Origin of the sequence: Dyadobacter psychrotolerans (genome assembly GCF_004349265.1) — a bacterium.
Lineage (GTDB): Bacteria > Bacteroidota > Bacteroidia > Cytophagales > Spirosomataceae > Dyadobacter > Dyadobacter psychrotolerans.
Genome location: NZ_SMFL01000009.1, coordinates 224,425 through 243,246, shown reverse-complemented (window position 1 = coordinate 243,246; position 18,822 = coordinate 224,425). Strand labels below are relative to the sequence as shown.

The following is an 18,822-nucleotide window of genomic DNA, read 5'->3' as shown; positions in this document are numbered from 1 at the left end:
CGCCGGAATCCCGGACAAGAAAAGTAATTTTTTAATATTGTTTATACTTGGTCTAAATAAATAGCTTATATTTGCCTGTATTGAAGTAATGGCGAAATCAAATTCCGGACAAGTATCATCTTATGGCAATTTATTCATAGGCAGTTATGCACGACGATTCCCATTCTTACAGCACATTACGTATTCTTAGCCAGTCGGCCAATGGTTACATCGGCCGTTGCAATTGCTGCGATCATTACAATTTTGTTTTTGGAAACTTTCTGTTCCTGTTTTCGGAGGAAGGCTTAAATGGTTTCTGCTCGATCTTGTATGATAAGCAGCATGTTCATTCGTTGGAAAGTCCCTTGCCCAACGGTAAAAATATTTTGTTTCCTTCTCCTATTCCAAACTTTATGTTATCGTTTACAGAAGAAGAGATTGAAGAAATAAAAGGGCTTTTTCAGGAAACACTTCTGGCATTGGAAATTGACAGAATTTTTGCCCACAACAAATAGATTTAAAATTTTCTCTAATGTTAAGACCTGCGTTTTCAAAAATATTTTTTTCTCTATGCTTACTACTAACGGTCTTTGGATCAATAACCGGTTATGCATCCAAGCCGCTTCGGATTGTATCTGTAAATGGCACGCTGAGTGAAATTATTTCAGGCCTCGGTTTGGAAAGTCAGCTGGTAGGCGTGGACATCACCAGTACTTATCCTGCATCCTTATCCAAAATACCAAAAGTCGGTCACAACAGGAGTATTTCTGCGGAGGGTATTATTGCACTGAATCCTGACGTAATTCTTTACACCGATCAAAGTATGCTTTCGCCTTCTGTGATCAAACAATTGACTAGCAGTGGTAAAAAAGTGGTTGAATTTAAACATGAATATTCCAAAGAAGGGGCAGTAAAGCTGATACGCGAAGTAGGAGCTTACTTTAATGCCAAACCGCAGGCTGAAAAAATGGTTAAAACGCTGGAAGCGGATCTTGCGAAAATTGCCAAACCGGCCACTCCTAAAAAACTGCTGTTTATATATGCCCGCGGAACCGGAACACTGATGGTTTCAGGGACCGGAACATCCCTGGATAAACTATTTATTTTAACAGGAAATAAAAATGCCGTTCAGGGATTTACAGAATTTAAACCACTTACAGCCGAATCTCTTTTAGCAGCCAATCCGGATGTACTGGTTTTGTTTACCAGCGGACTCGAAAGTGTCGATGGTGCCGAAGGACTTCTTAAAGTTCCGGGAATTGCTAATACCAACGCCGGCAGAAATAAAAAAATAGTATCGATGGACGGTCAGTTTTTAACTGGATTTGGTCCGCGTCTGGGAAAGGCAGCGATTGAACTTGTACAAAAAATAAGGTAACATGCAGGCTCAGACACTCAATAAACCGGAAACAACCTTCTTAGCACCCGGCCTGCCTGCAAAACGGAAAGCGTCCGTATTTTGGGTAGGTACGGTGTTGGGAATTGTTTTGCTTGCCTGCGTCATTTTTTCGGCTTGCATAGGTGCGTTATCTATTTCCCTTGCGGAACTCTGGCAGATTATCGCTTTCAAAACCGGACTGACAAACGTCGCTAAATTCGAAGAGCAAAAAGCGCTTGTTTTTTGGATCATCCGGTTGCCCCGTGTTTGCCTGGCAGTGCTGGTCGGAGCAGGTTTGGGAATCGCTGGTGCCTCGCTTCAGGGGCTTTTCCGAAATCCTATTGCTGATTCAACGCTTATTGGTGTTACATCCGGAGCGTCGCTGTTTGCTGTTATTGTCATTATGCTCAACGTTAAATATCTTGGTGTTATCAGTGAAATAGGAGGTGCATACACACTTTCTTTGGCAGCATTTGTAGGCGCTGCACTTACTACTTTACTGGTTTACCAACTGTCGAAACTTACCGGTGAAGGCGGAATGACGACCATGCTTCTTTGCGGAATTGCCATTAATGCATTTGTAGGAGCTATGACCGGACTGATGACTTACATGGCTAGCGACGAACAGCTTCGTACTATTACTTTCTGGAATCTGGGAAGTCTTGGCGGAGCTAACTGGACATCCGTTTTGGCAGTTGCTCCCTTTGTTTTTTGTTCAGTTATATTCATGCCATACTTATCCAAAGCCTTGAATTTGTTGGTGTTAGGTGAAAGCCAGGCTGCTGCACTGGGAGTGAATATGACTGTGTTGAAAAGGCAGGTCATTGTGCTGGCTACAATGGGCGTCGGATCGTCGGTTGCAGTGGCTGGTACGATTGGTTTCGTAGGGCTTGTTGTGCCTCATATTATCAGAACTGCTTTCGGTCCGGACCATAAAATGCTGTTGGTTGGCTCTGCCATTGGCGGAGCGATTGTACTTACACTTGCTGATACCATTTCGAGAACAATCGTTGCACCTTCGGAACTGCCAATTGGAATCCTTACCGCGATGTTGGGTACGCCCTTTTTTCTGTATATTCTTTGGGATCAAAAACGGAGGAAAATATGATCCAGGTAAGCAACGTCCATTTCGGTGTTAAGGGAAGAAAACTACTAAGTAACGTAAGTTTTGCTGCAAAACCAGGCGAATTTTGGTCTATCATCGGCGCTAACGGAGCAGGGAAATCCACTTTGATGAAGTTGTTATCCAGGGAGCATTCACCTACTTCGGGAAGTATAACGTTTCATGGCAAAGATTTAAAAAAGTATAAACTGAAAGAGCTTGCACAGCGTCGTGCTGTATTGGCACAGCAAAATTCAATTACGCTTGCCTTTACCGTTCTTGAAATCGTTTTAATGGGCAGATACCCGTTTTATGATACACAGCCAACCAGGCGTGATCTGGAAATCGTGGATCTTTGTCTGAAAAAAGTAGGTATATCAGAATTTAAAAATCGCCTTTTTCCAACCTTGTCGGGAGGAGAGCAGCAACGTGTGCAGGTGGCAAGAACTTTGGCGCAAATTTGGGAAGTTAAAGAAGGTCTCATTTTGCTTGACGAGCCGACAACGGGTATGGATTTACTTCATCAGTATGAAACTTTCCAGCTGGCAAAAGAAATGACGGAAAAAGGTTTCGCTGTAGTTGCCGTCGTTCATGATCTGAATTTGGCTTTACAGTATGCCGATCAGGTTTTGATGATGAAAGGTGGAGAAACTTTTGCGTCCGGATCTGCTGAAACGGTGTTAACAGAAGAAAATATTAAAACTGCATTCGGTTTAACGGTACGTATTATCCAGCCGGATCATACACATTTTCCAATAATTGTGCCGGATACAGCTCCCGTACAAGCTTCTGTATGAGTCGTATTTTGTCAAAATTTTAAATAGAATTACCCAAAGAGTCAATAATAAATTTGAAATATAAATTCACTATGAAAACAATCCTCACAACAAGTCGTGCTGAGCTCAAAGGAAGCTGGACAGCGTTTAAAGCAGAAAACCCTAAAACCAGAATCCGTGACGCGGCTAAGGAGTTAAATACAACGGAAGCGGAACTGGTGGCTACCGGAATCGGCGAAAATGTGACACTTCTGGAAGGAGATTTTCGTGAATTGTTAAAAGAAATAGGTTCACTTGGTCATGTGATGGCACTAACACGTAACGATCACGTGGTGCACGAACGCAAAGGTGTTTACGAAAATGTTTCATTCAACAATCACGTAGGTTTAGTTCTTGGACCTGATATCGATTTGCGAATGTTTCTGGGAGACTGGAAATTCGGTTTTGCTGTTTCAGAAAATGATCGTCACAGTTTTCAGTTTTTCAACAGCAACGGAGAAGCGGCACATAAAATATATTTGACTGAAAAAAGTAATAAGGAAGCTTTTGATATTCTGGTTGAAAAATACAAAGCTGCGGATCAGGAAACTGCACTTTTGATCACCCCAAAAGCTGAAAAGAAAACTGAGGAAGAAACAACACCGGATATTGATGTGGCAGCGTTTCAAAGCGAATGGCTGGCATTGAAAGATACCCACGATTTTTTTACTTTACTTCGCAAATATAAGCTTTCGCGCAAGCAGGCACTTCGCAATGCACCGGAAGGTCACGCCTATCAGATCAAACCTGAAAGTATGAAATCAGTGTTTGATGCGGCTTCGGAATCACAGGTTCCAATTATGGTTTTTGTATCAAATCCAAACTGCATTCAGATACATACCGGTCCAGTCAAAAAAATCTTTGTGATGGGTCCGTGGTTAAACATTATGGATCCTGAGTTCAATCTTCATTTACGTGAGGATGCTATTGATGAAGCCTGGGTAGTAAAAAAGCCGAGTGAAGCAGGTTTGGTAACAGGTATTGAGCTGATCGACAAGGAGGGGACAATGTTCAATCAATTCTTTGGTAAGCGTAAGCCGGGTATTCCTGAGTTGCCGGAATGGACAAAACTGGTTGAAGAATCGGTAATCAAACTTTAAAAGAATTAGCCCAGCAGGTTTAAACTAGCTATTGCTAATAATTAAGTTAATAAATTTCGCCATAGTAGTTAGAAAGGACTGATCCGGATGGGTCAGTCCTTTTTTTGCTATTAATTTTCCAAAAACCAACGGATGATTATCTTTGAAAAGGGATCCTGACTTTTGTCAGATTCCTTCACACACACTATAACCGGAATGAAAAATTTTATACATTATTGGCGGACAGCCAAATATGTTCTGCATGAAATCCGGCCATTTGAGTTAATCAGGAACATGGGTTTCCGTTATGTAACTTTCCGGCTCTGGTTTGCCTTTCAGAAACATACAGGCTTGTTAAAACTGCGTTTTCCAAAACATTCGGATCAGCAGAAATTTATAATATTGAAGTCCTGGCAATATCTGCCGGTAAAATTCTTCTTTCATAAGCCATTCGAATCTGCCCCTTTTTCACACTCATTTGACGAACTAAAAAAGCGGGTGGAGGCACTTCACAATAGCAACTTTCAATTTTTCAACTCTGTATGGCGTCCGTTTAAAGGCTGGCATATACATCCTGAAACCGGTTTTGAATATGGTCAGACACAGCATTGGTCTGAAATTTCTGATTTTTCAACACAAGCAGGTGATATAAAGTACATCTGGGAAATGTCCCGATTTACGTTTGTGTATGATCTGATACGTTATGATTTTCATTTTCAGGAAGACCAGTCTTCTTCTGTTTTATATAAAATAGAAAACTGGATAGACAGCAATCCGGTTAACTGCGGGCCAAACTGGAAATGCAGTCAGGAAATAACCTTCCGTGTTTTAAACTGGACTTTTGCCCTTCAATATTATAAACGTTCAGATCGGTTGACTGAGGAGCTGTTTGAGAAAATCATCAACAGCATTCACAGGCAAATACAGCATGTTGAGCAAAACATTAACTTTTCACGAATTGCCGTACGAAATAATCATGCTCTGACTGAAACACTTGGACTTTACCTGACAGGGTTGCTTTATCCCTTCTTTCCTGAAAGTGCACGTTGGAAGGAAAAAGGGAAAAGTTGGTTTGAAGAAGAGATTGAGTACCAAATTGAAGAAGACGGAACATTCCTTCAGTTTTCAATGAATTATCACCGGGTTGTCATTCAGTTACTCACCTGGTCAATCGGAATTGCTGAGGCAAACGGAGAAAAGTGGAATGAAATAATCTATGACCGTGCCCGGAAATCACTGCATTTTCTCAGAACCTGTCAGGATGATAAAACAGGCTGGCTGCCAAATTATGGGAATAATGACGGAGCATTATTTTTTCCTTCAACCGAAGCCCATTTCCGCGATTATCGTCCTCAGCTGGCAGCGTTGGCTAATGTTTTAGCATGCGTTTGGGCCAGAGAGGTTAGGGCACGGGAGTTTCGCAAACCTATGCCCCTGTCTCCATGCCCAACACACTTTTCCTTCCCACAGGGTGGTTATTACGTACTCAGAGACAGCGGAACCATTACTTTTCTTCGTTGTGGAAGTTATAAAAATCGTCCATTTCAGGCTGATAATCTGCATATTGATATTTGGGTTGATGGAGAAAATATTATGCGCGATGCGGGTTCCTATCGCTACAACGCGGATAAAAAATGGACGGGCTACTTTTCGGGTACCGCTTCGCACAATACGGTGATGCTTGGAGATTATGATCAAATGACAAAAGGACCCGGTTTTGTCTGGTATGATTGGATTAAAAAGAGCAAAGGAGAATGGAGAACGGAAGAAGGGAAAATAATTTTTGATGGTTTTTTCGAAGGGTTCAGGCATCTTGGAAAAGATATTAAACACAGAAGAAAAATGTTTAAGAGAGCAGGAGAATTGTATTGGCAAGTGGAGGATTGGATTGAAAATGCACCTGATAATTTGCCTGTGAGACAAGTATGGCATCCCTCGGAAACGTTTTTTGAGAAATTTACAATACAGGCTTTTGATAAAACAGGAAATGAGATACTGCCGGATGTGGAGCAAAGTTGGTACTCTCAATTTTATGGAATCAAGAAGGAGTGTAAGCAAATAGTTTTCAGTACTCCGGAGAGTTATATCAAAACTGTTATCAGAATGCACTGAGCAGCATGTTGCTTTGTTCCGTTAAACAGGATTAGTTACTTTTAGTTGTAAATGACGTAATTTATGAATTGGCGATTGCCGGTATGTATTTAAAGAATAATCGTAAATGACTACAGACATACGCTGGAAGCAAAGATTTTCAAATTATTCAAAAGCACTTTCGCAGCTTAAAAAATTTATTGATAAAGGGGATCTCAATGAAATGGAACAGCAGGGGCTGATACAGGCTTTTGAATACACCTATGAACTTGCATGGAATGTGATGAAAGACTTTTTGCAGGAGCAGGGTAACCAGGATATTTATGGGTCTAAAAGTGCAATCATGGAATCTTTTAAATTAGGCTTGATCGAAGATGGCGATGGCTGGATGGAGTTATTTAAAGATAGGAACCGATCGAGTCACACCTACAACGAAGATACTGCCAGCGAGATAGTGCAGCATATTTTTTCCCTTTCCTATCCGCTGTTTGTTATTTTTAAAAATAAAATGGACTCACTGCTATGATTTTTGGTTTAAAGGAGGCGGTAGTAGAAAGTATTCAAAGCGTTTTTGCATCTTTTCCTCAGATTGAGAAAGCGGTTCTTTACGGATCAAGAGCGAAAGAGAATTATAGAAATGGCTCGGACATAGATTTGACACTTTTCGGTAATGATTTAAATCTGTCTGTCATAAACAAAATCGAGTTGAAAATAGATGATCTTTTACTTCCTTACACATTTGACATTTCTATTTTTCACCAGATATCCAACCCGGATTTGATTGAACATATCAATCAGGCTGGAAAGATATTTTATGAAAAGAGTTTGAACGGTGCAGAATAATTGATATTTAAAAATGCCCGCTTTTCCATGCGAATTCTCCTCATCCATCAGTATTTTCTCGAAGACAATGCCGGCGGCGGTTCGCGCTGGAATGAAATGAGCCGGATCTGGACAGAGGCCGGGCATGAGCTAACGGTGCTGGCAGGAACTGTTCACTACATGAGCAGCCAAAAATCTATGGGCAAAACAAAAAATTTTTCGAAAACTAAAAACAAGGATGGCGTTACTGTCATCCGTTGCCCGGTTTATGCAAACTATAATAAGAACTTTACCGGGCGGTTGCTAGCTTATTTTTCCTTCGCATTTTCCAGCAGCCGGGCAGGTTTGTTTTATACCAAAAGTAAATATGATCTAATAATAGTCAGCTCTCCTCCGCTTTTTGTAGGCATCGCCGGCTTGGTTTTATCATTCTTTAAAGCGGTTCCATTTGTATTTGAAGTCAGAGATCTTTGGCCTGAATCCGCTATTGAAACCGGCGTTTTGAAAAATAAGATCTTAATAAAATTAGCATTCTGGTTTGAAAAGCTGGTTTATAGAAAAGCCAGATTAATAAGTGTGCTGACACCTGCGTTCAAAGACAAGCTCATTGCTAAAGCAGTGCCGGAAGAAAAAATTATCTACATTCCCAATGCGGCAGATTTTGAAACGGTAGAAAATGTGCTCAGAACCTTCGACGAAAAAGCGTTCAAAATAAAACATCATTTTGAAAATAAGTTTGTTCTAACTTATGTCGGGGCACATGGCATTGCCAATGCTCTTGTGCAAATTTTGATTACGGCTGAGCTTTTGCGTGAAGAGAACGTCTGCTTTTTACTGATTGGCGGCGGAATGAAAAAAGATGATTTAATGCTGGAAGCAGTAAATAGAAAATCGGATAATGTTCGCTTTGTAGATGAAGTTTCGAAAAAAGATGCTATCAGGTACATTCTTGCTTCCGACATGGGAATTTCCATTTTGAAGAAAACCGAGGTTTTTAAAACCGTTTATTCCAATAAAACTTTTGATTACTTTTCCTGCAGAAAACCTGTACTGATGGCTATTGATGGAATTTCACGAAAACTTGTGGAAGATGCCGACGCAGGAGTTTATATTGAACCGGAAAATCCCGAAGATTTTGCTAAAAAAGTCAGACACTATCTAAACAATCCTGATTTGATTAAAAGACATGGAGAGAATGGCTATGCTTTTGCCAAAATAAATTTTAACAGAGAAATATTAGCTCAACAGTATTTAAACTACATTGTTGGCCTTTAATCCGATATTAAACCTCGTAAAAATCCATGGTAAATTTCAGAAATATTCATCCAAGAAAGCGTATCGCTTTGGTAGCACACGACAACCGGAAAGCAGAACTGATGGAATGGGCTTATGCCAACCGTGAAATGCTGGCTAAAAACGAATTATACGGAACCGGTACAACCGGGAAATTGCTGGAAGAAACTTTAAACCAGACAGTCATCCGTTTGTTAAGCGGTCCGCTGGGTGGTGATCAGCAGGTTGGCTCCATGATTGCCGAAGAGAGAATTGATCTGCTGATCTTTTTCTGGGACCCGATGTCGGCCCAGCCGCATGACCCGGATGTAAAAGCATTGCTGAGGCTTTGTGTGGTTTGGAATATTCCGGTTGCTTCCAATCGTGCTACTGCTGATTTTCTCTTTACGTCTCCACTTATGGATGAAGAATACATTGCTTCTCAGATCGATTATAGTACTTATTTGAACAGGAAAGTCTGAACTGAAAAAGCAAACGGCGGGTTTCATTTATAAAAATATTTGAATGAAAAACGTAGCAAATTTATTCCCTCTGCCGGTAACAGAAACCGCCTATTCATACGCTGATTACATGTTCCTGATGCAAAAAGTAGTTTTGGAAAACAGAACAACCGGCCCCAAACAATCAGAAGATCTGGCGTTTTATACCAAGCTGAACCTGGCCAGAATGCAGCGGTTAAATAAGAAAGTTGAGATTAGTGAAGATTTGAAAGCCAAAGTTGCTCAGATTAATATTCCGCAGACCTGGTATATTCTTACCGAAGCCTGGTGCGGTGATGCGGCACAAAATATTCCTGTTTTGGTAGCTGCGGCCTTACCCAATCCATTGATCAATGTTAAATTGCTGCTTCGTGACGAAAATCCGGAATTGATGGATGCCTACACGACCAACGGCGGTCGCTCTATTCCGAAATTGATTTCCGTAGATGAGGATTTTAACGAACTTTTCACCTGGGGACCGCGTCCTGCTGGTGCCAATGAGCTGATGCTGCAATACAAAGCAAATCCCGTTCAGACAATGAAGGAATTTGTAGAAGACATTCAGCGCTGGTACATTGCTGATAAAGCGCAGTCGGTTCAAAAAGAATTGACAGAGATTCTTGAAGGAGTGTTCGCAGAAAAGTAAGTTTTTGCCCGGTTTACTCTATCTTTGCGATAGGCTGATATTAATTTTTCGTCTTGATATCATGATAAGAAATTAAGCCGATTCAACGATTTTGAACTGATTACTGAGATCTTCCAGCATTGTCGACTTACTTTAAAAATATATCACAAGGAATTGGTACCACACTGAAAGGTATGAAGCTGACCTGGCGGCATTTGTGGCAGGCCCGTAAGCGCCGCATGTCCACAGATATTCGCTCAGACAATTTCTTCGACATGCAGGATGGTATGGTTACGATCCAGTATCCACAGGAAACCGTCCCGATTCCCGATAATGGCCGTTACCGCTTGCACAATGAAATGGACGATTGTATTGTCTGTGACAAATGTGTGAAAGTTTGTCCTGTTGATTGTATTGAAATTGAACCCATTCGTGCCATTGAGGAAGTAGGCCGTGCAAGTGACGGCTCTCCGATCCGTTTATATGCGGCTAAGTTTGACATCGATATGGCAAAGTGCTGCTACTGCGGGCTTTGTACGACAGTATGTCCAACGGAATGTCTTACAATGACCAAGACCTTCGATTACAGCGAGTTGGATGTACGTGACATGGTTTATAATTACGCCAATTTGACCGCCGACGAAGCGGATGAAAAACGCCGGCTGCTTGATCAGTTTCAAAAAGAAAAAGAAGCATTAAAAGCTGCTCAGAAACCGGTAACGGCATCGGAGGTAACTCCGGGAACAGCTGCGGCCCGTCCGGCATTTAAACCAACTATCAAACCAAAACCACAGGAAACAGAAGCAAAAGAAGAAGTTTCTGCTGCTCCTAAACCTGCCTTTATACCCAAAAAAACAGCACCTGTTGTTGCCAGAACGGAATCTGAAACAGAAGGTCAGGCTGACAGTCCAAAAGCGCCGGCTGCCAAGCCTCCTTTCAGACCATCGATGAAACCCAAGGTGGAAACACCTGCTGATGCAGAACCGTTTGTTCCTGAAACCAACGCAGAAGAGACACCAAAGCCCAAACCAGCATTTCGTCCTGCAATGAAGCCAGAGGTTGAGGCACCTGCTGACGAGATACAAACTGTTCCTGAAATCACTGCGGAGGAGACACCAAAACCAAAACCAGCGTTTCGTCCTACAATGAAACCAAAGGCTATACCTTTTGCTCCGACTGAAAATCCTGTTTCAGAAACTGTAAATGAACCTGTTGAGGCAAAGGCTATTAGTACTGAAAACGAAGGTAAAGAAGAGGCGGAAGTTGCCAAGCCAAAACCAGCGTTTCGTCCAACGATGAAACCAAAGGCAGCGCCTGTTGTTTCTCCCATTGAAAATCCTGTTTCAGAAACTGTAAATGAACCTGTTGAGGCAAAGGCTATTAGTACTGAAAACGAAGGTAAAGAAGAGGCGGAAGTTGCCAAGCCAAAACCAGCGTTTCGTCCAACGATGAAACCAAAGGCAGCGCCTGTTGTTTCTCCCATTGAAAATCCTGTTTCAGAAGCGACAAATGAAACGGTTGAAGCAAAAGACAATCCTGTAACGGAAGATAATCAGGAGGAAATTCCAAAGCCCAAACCGGCATTCCGTCCTACGATGAAACCGAAACCTAAGTCAGAATAATCAGAATTTAAATGGAAGCAGCAGCTTTTTACAGCTTTTCTATACTGGCCATTATTTCGGCACTTTTTATTTTATTTTCCAAAAACCTTATTTATGGAGCTTTTGCTCTGTTTTTAACATTTTTGGGCGTGGCTGCTTTGTACGTTTTGGCTGGTGCAGATTTTCTCGCAGTAACCCAGATCATGGTTTACGTAGGAGGAATTTTGGTGCTGATGATATTTGGTATTATGCTTACACAAAAAGCCAGTAAAGACACCACTTCAACAACGCCGAACCGGGTGGAGGTTTTGCTATCCAGAGAATTCTGGGGATTTTTGACAGGAACAGGTTTTTTTATTTTTTTAGGTTATATCATTCTTGATTCTCAGTTTAAGATGACCGGAGATATCATCAGCAGTAAATCTACGATCCGGACCATCGGAGTTGAACTGATGACAAGCCACCTTCTTCCGTTTGAAATCGCCGCTATTTTACTTTTGGTTGCACTGATTGGCGCTGCGTACCTGGCATTAAACCGTAATCCTGCACAATGAACACTATTCCGCTCGAACATTATCTTCTGGTTGCGGCCGCTTTGTTTAGCATCGGACTTGCGATCGCCATCACTAAAAGGCATTTCATAGGGATGCTTTTGGGGATCGAATTAATGCTTAATGCTGTAAATATTAATCTGATCGCTTTTAGCAGATATGATCCTGAAAAATTAAGCGGACAGCTATTCGCACTTTTTGTAATCGTGGTAGCAGCAGCAGAGGTAACCATTGCGCTGGCAATTATCATGCGTGTTTACGGTCACTACAAAACCGTTGATCCCGATCAGGTAGATGATTTGAAAAGATAATTAAACTGAAACTGGTCTTCCCAAATCCGTTACAAATCATGCATTGGTTTTTCCTGTTTTTAGCTTTTTTAATTGGTATTTCAAATACGGTTCAGTCCGGCGTAAATGCACAGCTCAGAGAGTCACTAAATAATCCGATTCTTGCAGCTATTACGTCTTTTTCAGTCGGATTAATCATCCTGGTTATTGCCTTTGCCTGTTTTAACCAAAATCCTGTTCCCACCATTAATGATGTTAAACAGATTTCCTGGACAAAATTTACCGGAGGGATATTTGGCGCGTTTTATGTGGTAACCGTTGTTTTTATTGTCCGCCATATTGGTCCTGCCAACCTGATCTGCCTCGTAATAGCCGGTCAAATGATCGCTGCTATGACTATTGACCACTTTGGTTTTCAGGGCTTTGCAGTGCATCAAATCACACTTCCAAGAATCGCTGGTGCTGTGTTACTGGTTGCAGGTGTTTATTTGATTTTGAAGAATTGAGTAGTAGTAATGACCAAAATTAGAACCAGAGCAAAAATGCTTTTCCAATTTGTTTGCTGTCGCAGTATCAGTGCAGCAGGGCCAGATTTAAAATAGTAGGAAATAAAATATCGTCTGATTGTTGAAATAGACTATGACGATGAAATTGTGGAAATAAGATTTATAGGAACACATAGCGAGTATGATACAGTCGATGCTTCAACAGTCTGAATACTTCCATTCACCATCCTTTTTATGAAAAATAGAATAAAATCTGATTGGTTTCTTATTGACAATGAGCAAGAGTATGAAAATGCACTTACCCGATACCAGGAAGTTAAGTACGCTGTTCAGAACTCAAAAGAGCACAAAGAGAAGCTTCTATTAGCTCATCTGATTGCTGAATACGAAGAAAAAACGAGTGAACTACCAGAGGTAGATCCGGTGGAGTTAATCAAAATCAGAATGGAAGATTTTGGTTATAAATCCGTTGACCTTGCCAAAGAATATGGAGATAAGGGTACAATAAGTAAGGTACTAAACTACAAACAGGCGCTTTCTTTAACAATGGTTCGTAAGTTTAGCAAATTCCTCCACATCCCGGCAGATGCCTTAATTACAGAATATGAACTGAAATGAGGCACAATAAGAACATCGTTAATTTGTTTGCCATTGGCTCTGGTTATTATTTTTGAGTCAATATTTAAAATACTCAATCAACCTTCACTTTCCTGCCACCGGAATAACTCCGGTACTCCCCCTGGTACATAGCATCTGCGGCTACTGGCCCGACGGTGAATGTTCCTTTGGAAACAATCCTGATCTGGTAGTAAAAAGTCTTTTCTGTTTTACCGGCAGTTGTGAAAAAATGAATCCGGTCATCACGAATATCCAGGTAATCCGGTACGGACGCCTGTTTGATCCAGGGCATATCACGGGGTTCGGTAATCCGTGGGTTTTCTATTTCAAAACCTGCCGGAAGAATATCTGTAACCACCACATTTTCCACCGATAACCCATTGGTACTCGAAAGTGAAAGTTTGACGACAACCAGATCATTCTGATGTAATGATCCAACCGGTTTTCCATCTCTTGTCAAAAATTCCCGGCGGATTCGCAAACCCTGGTCTTCTTCAACAAAGGCTCCTGTTGCCGACATGCCTTCATTTTGTGCAAACCAGTATAAATTCCCTTTTCCCTGAGCGTTCACGACAACTTTTTGGTTACTGATACCTTTTGATAACTGCAATTCTTTACCACTAAATACCGCCAGATTTTTGCCGTTTGCATTGATATTTGCTGTCACCGTAGAGGCGGAAGTTTGCTTTGCCACTTTTCCCAGCGCCAGCACGGCAAAAGCTGCTTCCTGCGTGTTGAGGTAAGAAGCTGATTGAAGTGCCTTAGACAATTGCCGGGCGAGAGGTGTTATCTGTAACTGGTCCGCATCCGATTCGAGCAAAGTGTTCAGCACTAGAGCGAGATTCCTTAAAGGTGATGAATAGCTGTCATCAAAGACCTGGGAGCCGTTTTCTGTTGTTAAATTCTTTGGTAATAAAGCATTAAAACTTCTCGAATCTCCGGCCAGCTGAAACGCTCCGGCCAGCAAATATCTGGCGTCGATGGTTAACAACTGCGGATTTTGTTTGTAATAATTCATTGAAGCCCGGTTTGGATTTCCGGTTAACGCCAGTACATACAAAGAGTAAATGGCTTCTCTGCGTGCAACTGTTTTTCGAACCTGCGAACCGGATGAAGGCTCACTTCCATAAGCCAGCCCGTTTCCTGTACTAGCCAAAATAACTTCCTTCGTTGCCGCTATGCTCGTTTTTCCGGTTAAATAATCCGTTGCTTTGCTTAGCGTTTTGCCATTCACTTCAAATCCTGCACGACGCGCTTCCTCCAAAAAATGAACTGCATAAGCGGTTGTCCACCAATCTTCCCGGGTGGTTCCCGGCCACATAACCATGCCGCCATTGAAAATTTGCTGTGATTCTATCTTCCGAATCGCCTGTTGTACATTGGTCATCGGGTTAAAATCACTCTCTCCGTTTTTAACCATGTAAACAGGCGCCGCCATTGCTTTTGTCAAATCAGCGAAGTAAAGCTGTGGAAATGCTTTGGATATGGTTTGCTCCAGACAGCCAAACGGATAACCCAGCAAAGCGGCCAGTGCTTTTCCTCCGCCCTGCACCAGTGGCGAACGGGAAAATACGACCTGGCTCCGGCTTGTTGAAGGAATGAAGGAATTAGCAAGATTGATAATTCCCTGCTGTCCGCTGGCAATTAATCCCGACTGGCTGGTTTTTAACAACGGAGAAGCGGGGCGCACCGTTATTTCAGTTTCCTGTGAAAATGTTTCGCCAAAGGCATTAACTTTCACAGTGACTTTCCCTGACCCGATTGTATTTAATGCTTTCAAAGCAAAAACAGCCCGCGTCTCTTTACCGGCCGGGATTGCTATTTTTTGAACAGAAGGAATTACTCCGGCTGCTAATGGACCGCTAAGCTGTAAAGTTACCGTTGCGCTGGCGGCTTTGTTTTCGGTGTTGCTGATGTTAACAGGAAGTATCAGTTCGTCACCCGGACTTAAAAAACGGGGTAAGCCTGAACTGATCACAACCGGATCTGCTACCTTCATATTTTTTGTTGCAGATCCAAAAGCGTTGTCTTTGTAAGCAACAGCCATCACCCGGAGATCTCCGCTAAATTGGGGGATATTAATATTAAAAGTAGCTTCACCATTTCCATTTGTGGTAAGAACTCCGCTCCAGAATGACACCAGTTCGGTACGTCCGTTGCTTAGCGGGTTGACCCTCCGTTCAAGATCATAACCATCACCGCCACTGCTGGATGTTCCGGAAATATTTAATTCAGGAAAAAGCAACGCATACAAATCATGGCTGGTAACTTCCAATGCCCGTTTTTGATAAAAATGACCGTGAATGTCCGGCGTTTTGGTGTTCTTGATTTGCAGAATTCCTTCATCTACAATGGCCAGCGTTACCTGTGTATTCGGCTGTGTTTTAACCCTTATCTGCTGTTTGGTATTCGAACGGGATTTTTCGATCGCTGTAATCGTGACAGGCAGTTTTCGTTTGGTATCTTCTACCAGAACAGGTGCAAAACCATGCGCAACTGTAAGCGGCATATCTGAAGCGTCTAAGGGTCTTATCAGTGTAGCTGTGACGAAAACATTGGGCAAATGTTCTTGTTTAAGATCAATTTTTAATTCTGCTGCTTTCTTTTCAGTTGTTAAAATATGCTGCTCAAGAATGTTGTTTCGTTCGATTGTTACCAGCAGTCTTCCGTCAAATGGTGTTTTGAAAAGTATTTTTGCCGATTCTGATAAGTTGTATTTTGGTTTATCTGTTTCGATCAGGATCCGTCCTTCATTGCTCACTTCAAAGGAAGAATATTGGGTGTAACCTGAGCCATAGGCGTAGAAGTTTGATACGGTGTAATGCTCCGCACCCGGGCGTCTTACACGAACTTCATATTCTCCCGACACCACCGGGACATACCGGAATGTGCCCTTACCTTTGGAAAGGCTTAAAATATTGGAATAAACAATCTTTTCATTTTTGCGGGAGGTATACTGAAGCCGTTCGTTTTTCTTTTCAACCACCGTTTGATATTCCAATCGTACCACTTCAACTTTTGCCGAAGATCCGCCTTGTAAATTCCCTTTGCTGTTTACTCCGATAATATCAACTGCAACGGGAGCATTCACGCCTACGTAGGAAGCCGGAAGTCTGACCCCGTACATAACAGGTTGTGTAAAAACTTCGAACTGATGAAGCCTGTTGACCGGTCTGCCGTTTTCATCAAAAACGGTAACATAAATTTTCCCTTCCAGTACACCAATATCTTTAAGACCCGGGGCTAGGGCGAAACGTTCTGTTGCCTGCCCCTGCGCGTTGGTTGTTCCCTGTCTTCGTTCTCTTTCGAAAGAGGTTACTGCCGGAATGTCGAATGAGAAATCCGGGAAACCGGCTGCAAAAAAGCCTTTTCTTTTAAGCTGCGACTCCATTTCGTAAGTCCGGTCAGCAGCTGGCGGGCCAAAAAGATTAATGGCCGTTGCTGTAAGGACCACCGTTCCGCCAGAAATATAGCTTTTTAGTCCCCCGGATAAGTCTACTTTAATGCGATCCGGAATGAATTCTTCCACACTTACGGGATGTGAAGCAAGCAAAACGTCGTTGCCGTTGTAAACTTCCAACATATATGTCCCTGTAAGTACCGCTGCATCCAGCTGAACATCAGTCTGTACGGCTCCCTGCTCATTGGTACTTTTACGCCAGGTTTTAAATTCCCTTCCGTTTGGTGTTACAAGTCGTAATTTTAGTGGTATCTCTTTTGCAGTCTGCCAGTTTTGCGTTCTTATTACTGTATTAAAAAACATGGTTTCACCGGGACGATAGATATCACGCTGGCCATAAACGAAAGCCTGTAAACCGGAAATGTTATCTCTCTGACCTTCCACTTCAAACCGGGATGTTGCCACGCGTGTATCGTCCAGCAACAGATAATTGAAATCGTCCTTATTGCCGGCAGTAATCATGGCAATTTTAAAACCCGGCGCCTTTTCGTTCAGTTTATCAGCATGCCCAATTCCTTTTGAATCTGTATTAAATGTATGTACGGACTGATTATTGGAACTAACCAGCGTTATTTCCAGATTAGCCAGCGGTTCATTCGTTTTAATGGAATTGGCAAAGACCCAGATCTCATCTTTTCCCTGTTTGGCAATCAATCCAATATCCGAAATCGAAACGAGCTTGGTGGCACTCATGTAAGCTTCATCTTTGGAACTCACCGAAACAAGATAGATTCCTTTGCGCTGGTTGTCATCCGGTAAGGCGATGTTAAGTGCGGAAATTCCTTTGGCACGGGGCAGATTTTCAGTTTCAACCGTTTTATCAACAACTATATCACTGAAATTACTTTCCGTATCATCGCCATATTGAAAAGCACCGCTCGGCTTCCATTCATCACCTGCATAAGCATAGTCTTCCCAGCGATTGTTGCGAACGTAGGTGAGTATATTATTGGCATAAAGCTTCGCAATTTTGACCTGTACCTTCGGGACATTGACGATCTGCACGCCCATATTTCGCGAGCCTTTGGGCGTCATATACAATGCCTTTTTATTGGCAAAAGAAATTCCGGCGGGCATTTTACCAAAAAACAGATCGCGTGAAGTTTCTTCTCCAAGCGCAGGTCCGAGAATTCCTTTTAAAGATTGATTTATCAAAAGTGCATACGTATCCGTTTCATTAAAATCTCCGCGAATCACAAATCCATTTTCAGTAATTTCAGTTTTTTGAGTTAATACAGGATTTATGCTGAAACCGCTTTCGATACTTTCAGGATTCAGTTCCTGTGTGGTAAGGATCCGGGCGAAGGCCGTATTGTTTTCAAATCCTGTTTTAATATCTACTATTTCAAGATGCAGGGGAGAAGGTAAACTGGTGCTGGAAGAAATGTCGTTCTGGGTAACGTACGATGTGTTTTGCGCCTTGATACCCTTTGCCAATTGTATGGTAACGGGCGTTGGGTTATGATCAGCTTTCCCGATATTGGCTAATGACAGCGTTAAAGACTTTTCATCTGTTGTTGGCAGGATTTTATAGTCAGCAGATTTGCCGACAAGCACAATTTTAAGTCTTTCAGCAACATTTTGGCTGTTTACAGGATAATTGAAAATCAGTTTCAGTCGTGCTTCCTGTCTGCCTGTTTCTTTGGATAGGGTCCACCAGCTCTCTGTTTCAATGAGGTTTAGATATGGGGTGTGAAATTGAATTGGTTCTTTGGAAACACTAAATTTTTTTTCCTTACCCATATTTTTTAAAAGCTCGGAAGATAATTCAGCCTTGTAAGCAGTAGCCGGTGTAAAACCTGCCATCGGCGAAAAAACAACTTCATTTGGTGCAGTCCATTTGAACTTCCCTTTTACCGCAGGCTCAAATGTTAGATATCGGGTAGAATCCCAGCTGTCGAGCTGACTTTTGGTAACAAGGTCTTTGTTAAAAGTAAAAATCAGGTTTTGCGACTGACTAATTTCCTCCTGGAAATTCGTACCTGCAATTTTGATCTCACTGAAGGTTGAGCAGTTTTGAAAAAAACATACAACCATTGTAAGCAGAAGAAGTAACCCGACGGTATTTTTTTTCATCGTGAAGGAGAATTTGAGCTGAGTGTAAATAGTGTGGCAGCCTGATTTGTAAAAATA

18 protein-coding genes are annotated in these 18,822 nt (G+C 42.0%); 17 read left to right on the top strand and 1 reads right to left on the bottom strand.

The window, feature by feature from the left end:
* Positions 1-146: 146 nt before the first annotated feature.
* The 17 genes from E0F88_RS22715 (at position 147) to E0F88_RS22635 (ending at position 13,229) form a co-directional block, all read left to right on the top strand.
* The gene (locus E0F88_RS22715) at positions 147-494 is read left to right on the top strand and encodes a DUF6686 family protein (RefSeq protein WP_131960574.1); all 348 of its coding nucleotides are present in this window, start codon (positions 147-149) and stop codon (positions 492-494) included.
* 17 nt (positions 495-511) lie between these two features.
* Positions 512-1,357 carry a heme/hemin ABC transporter substrate-binding protein gene (locus tag E0F88_RS22710; RefSeq protein WP_131960573.1) on the top strand — a complete coding sequence of 282 codons (846 nt, stop codon included), beginning with the start codon at positions 512-514 and terminating at the stop codon, positions 1,355-1,357.
* A 1-nt stretch (position 1,358) separates the two neighbouring features.
* Complete coding sequence (locus E0F88_RS22705; RefSeq protein WP_131960572.1) at positions 1,359-2,465, top strand: FecCD family ABC transporter permease; 1,107 nt, start codon at positions 1,359-1,361, stop codon at positions 2,463-2,465.
* Complete coding sequence (locus tag E0F88_RS22700) at positions 2,462-3,256, top strand: heme ABC transporter ATP-binding protein (RefSeq protein WP_131960571.1); 795 nt, start codon at positions 2,462-2,464, stop codon at positions 3,254-3,256. Before E0F88_RS22705 ends, E0F88_RS22700 begins: the two co-directional genes overlap by 4 nt.
* A gap of 71 nt (positions 3,257-3,327) precedes the next feature.
* Positions 3,328-4,374 (top strand): hemin-degrading factor, encoded by a 1,047-nt coding sequence (locus tag E0F88_RS22695; RefSeq protein WP_131960570.1) that lies wholly within the window; start codon positions 3,328-3,330, stop codon positions 4,372-4,374.
* Positions 4,375-4,569: 195 nt separating this feature from the next.
* Positions 4,570-6,465, top strand: coding sequence for a heparinase II/III family protein (locus E0F88_RS22690; RefSeq protein WP_131960569.1), 1,896 nt, complete (start codon positions 4,570-4,572; stop codon positions 6,463-6,465).
* 106 nt (positions 6,466-6,571) lie between these two features.
* The gene (locus E0F88_RS22685; RefSeq protein WP_131960568.1) at positions 6,572-6,970 is read left to right on the top strand and encodes a nucleotidyltransferase substrate binding protein; all 399 of its coding nucleotides are present in this window, start codon (positions 6,572-6,574) and stop codon (positions 6,968-6,970) included.
* Positions 6,967-7,287, top strand: coding sequence for a nucleotidyltransferase domain-containing protein (locus tag E0F88_RS22680; RefSeq protein ID WP_131960567.1), 321 nt, complete (start codon positions 6,967-6,969; stop codon positions 7,285-7,287). The genes E0F88_RS22685 and E0F88_RS22680 overlap by 4 nt, the downstream gene beginning before the upstream one ends.
* A 27-nt stretch (positions 7,288-7,314) precedes the next feature.
* A complete protein-coding gene (locus tag E0F88_RS22675; protein WP_131960566.1) occupies positions 7,315-8,541 on the top strand; it encodes a glycosyltransferase family 4 protein in 1,227 nt (408 codons plus the stop codon).
* Between the two features lie 26 nt (positions 8,542-8,567).
* The gene (locus E0F88_RS22670) at positions 8,568-9,020 is read left to right on the top strand and encodes a methylglyoxal synthase (protein WP_131960565.1); all 453 of its coding nucleotides are present in this window, start codon (positions 8,568-8,570) and stop codon (positions 9,018-9,020) included.
* 43 nt (positions 9,021-9,063) lie between these two features.
* Entirely contained in the window at positions 9,064-9,684 is a 621-nt protein-coding gene (locus E0F88_RS22665) for a thioredoxin family protein (protein ID WP_131960564.1), read from the top strand.
* A gap of 173 nt (positions 9,685-9,857) precedes the next feature.
* Entirely contained in the window at positions 9,858-11,285 is a 1,428-nt protein-coding gene (locus E0F88_RS22660; RefSeq protein ID WP_131960563.1) for a 4Fe-4S binding protein, read from the top strand.
* An 11-nt stretch (positions 11,286-11,296) separates the two neighbouring features.
* Positions 11,297-11,818 (top strand): NADH-quinone oxidoreductase subunit J family protein, encoded by a 522-nt coding sequence (locus tag E0F88_RS22655; RefSeq protein WP_131960562.1) that lies wholly within the window; start codon positions 11,297-11,299, stop codon positions 11,816-11,818.
* Positions 11,815-12,126 carry an NADH-quinone oxidoreductase subunit NuoK gene (gene nuoK, locus E0F88_RS22650; protein WP_131960561.1) on the top strand — a complete coding sequence of 104 codons (312 nt, stop codon included), beginning with the start codon at positions 11,815-11,817 and terminating at the stop codon, positions 12,124-12,126. The genes E0F88_RS22655 and nuoK overlap by 4 nt, the downstream gene beginning before the upstream one ends.
* Before the next feature lie 38 nt (positions 12,127-12,164).
* Positions 12,165-12,611 (top strand): DMT family transporter, encoded by a 447-nt coding sequence (locus E0F88_RS22645; protein ID WP_131960560.1) that lies wholly within the window; start codon positions 12,165-12,167, stop codon positions 12,609-12,611.
* Between the two features lie 102 nt (positions 12,612-12,713).
* The gene (locus E0F88_RS34670) at positions 12,714-12,821 is read left to right on the top strand and encodes a type II toxin-antitoxin system HigB family toxin (RefSeq protein WP_220466366.1); all 108 of its coding nucleotides are present in this window, start codon (positions 12,714-12,716) and stop codon (positions 12,819-12,821) included.
* 24 nt (positions 12,822-12,845) lie between these two features.
* Positions 12,846-13,229, top strand: a complete 384-nt coding sequence (locus tag E0F88_RS22635) for a helix-turn-helix domain-containing protein (protein WP_131960559.1) — start codon at positions 12,846-12,848, stop codon at positions 13,227-13,229.
* A 73-nt stretch (positions 13,230-13,302) separates the two neighbouring features.
* Here the strand turns inward: E0F88_RS22635 and E0F88_RS22630 are convergent, their stop codons facing one another.
* Entirely contained in the window at positions 13,303-18,765 is a 5,463-nt protein-coding gene (locus tag E0F88_RS22630; RefSeq protein WP_131960558.1) for an alpha-2-macroglobulin family protein, read from the bottom strand.
* Between the last annotated feature and the right edge of the window lie 57 nt (positions 18,766-18,822).

What these genes read in the sequence shown, in the direction of transcription:
- E0F88_RS22715 (WP_131960574.1), top strand. Translation starts at nt 147, where the DNA reads ATGCACGACGATTCCCATTCTTACAGCACATTACGTATTCTTAGCCAG.
- E0F88_RS22710 (WP_131960573.1), top strand. Translation starts at nt 512, where the DNA reads ATGTTAAGACCTGCGTTTTCAAAAATATTTTTTTCTCTATGCTTACTA.
- E0F88_RS22705 (WP_131960572.1), top strand. Translation starts at nt 1,359, where the DNA reads ATGCAGGCTCAGACACTCAATAAACCGGAAACAACCTTCTTAGCACCC.
- E0F88_RS22700 (WP_131960571.1), top strand. Translation starts at nt 2,462, where the DNA reads ATGATCCAGGTAAGCAACGTCCATTTCGGTGTTAAGGGAAGAAAACTA.
- E0F88_RS22695 (WP_131960570.1), top strand. Translation starts at nt 3,328, where the DNA reads ATGAAAACAATCCTCACAACAAGTCGTGCTGAGCTCAAAGGAAGCTGG.
- E0F88_RS22690 (WP_131960569.1), top strand. Translation starts at nt 4,570, where the DNA reads ATGAAAAATTTTATACATTATTGGCGGACAGCCAAATATGTTCTGCAT.
- E0F88_RS22685 (WP_131960568.1), top strand. Translation starts at nt 6,572, where the DNA reads ATGACTACAGACATACGCTGGAAGCAAAGATTTTCAAATTATTCAAAA.
- E0F88_RS22680 (WP_131960567.1), top strand. Translation starts at nt 6,967, where the DNA reads ATGATTTTTGGTTTAAAGGAGGCGGTAGTAGAAAGTATTCAAAGCGTT.
- E0F88_RS22675 (WP_131960566.1), top strand. Translation starts at nt 7,315, where the DNA reads ATGCGAATTCTCCTCATCCATCAGTATTTTCTCGAAGACAATGCCGGC.
- E0F88_RS22670 (WP_131960565.1), top strand. Translation starts at nt 8,568, where the DNA reads ATGGTAAATTTCAGAAATATTCATCCAAGAAAGCGTATCGCTTTGGTA.
- E0F88_RS22665 (WP_131960564.1), top strand. Translation starts at nt 9,064, where the DNA reads ATGAAAAACGTAGCAAATTTATTCCCTCTGCCGGTAACAGAAACCGCC.
- E0F88_RS22660 (WP_131960563.1), top strand. Translation starts at nt 9,858, where the DNA reads ATGAAGCTGACCTGGCGGCATTTGTGGCAGGCCCGTAAGCGCCGCATG.
- E0F88_RS22655 (WP_131960562.1), top strand. Translation starts at nt 11,297, where the DNA reads ATGGAAGCAGCAGCTTTTTACAGCTTTTCTATACTGGCCATTATTTCG.
- nuoK (WP_131960561.1), top strand. Translation starts at nt 11,815, where the DNA reads ATGAACACTATTCCGCTCGAACATTATCTTCTGGTTGCGGCCGCTTTG.
- E0F88_RS22645 (WP_131960560.1), top strand. Translation starts at nt 12,165, where the DNA reads ATGCATTGGTTTTTCCTGTTTTTAGCTTTTTTAATTGGTATTTCAAAT.
- E0F88_RS22635 (WP_131960559.1), top strand. Translation starts at nt 12,846, where the DNA reads ATGAAAAATAGAATAAAATCTGATTGGTTTCTTATTGACAATGAGCAA.
- E0F88_RS22630 (WP_131960558.1), bottom strand. Translation starts at nt 18,765, where the DNA reads ATGAAAAAAAATACCGTCGGGTTACTTCTTCTGCTTACAATGGTTGTA.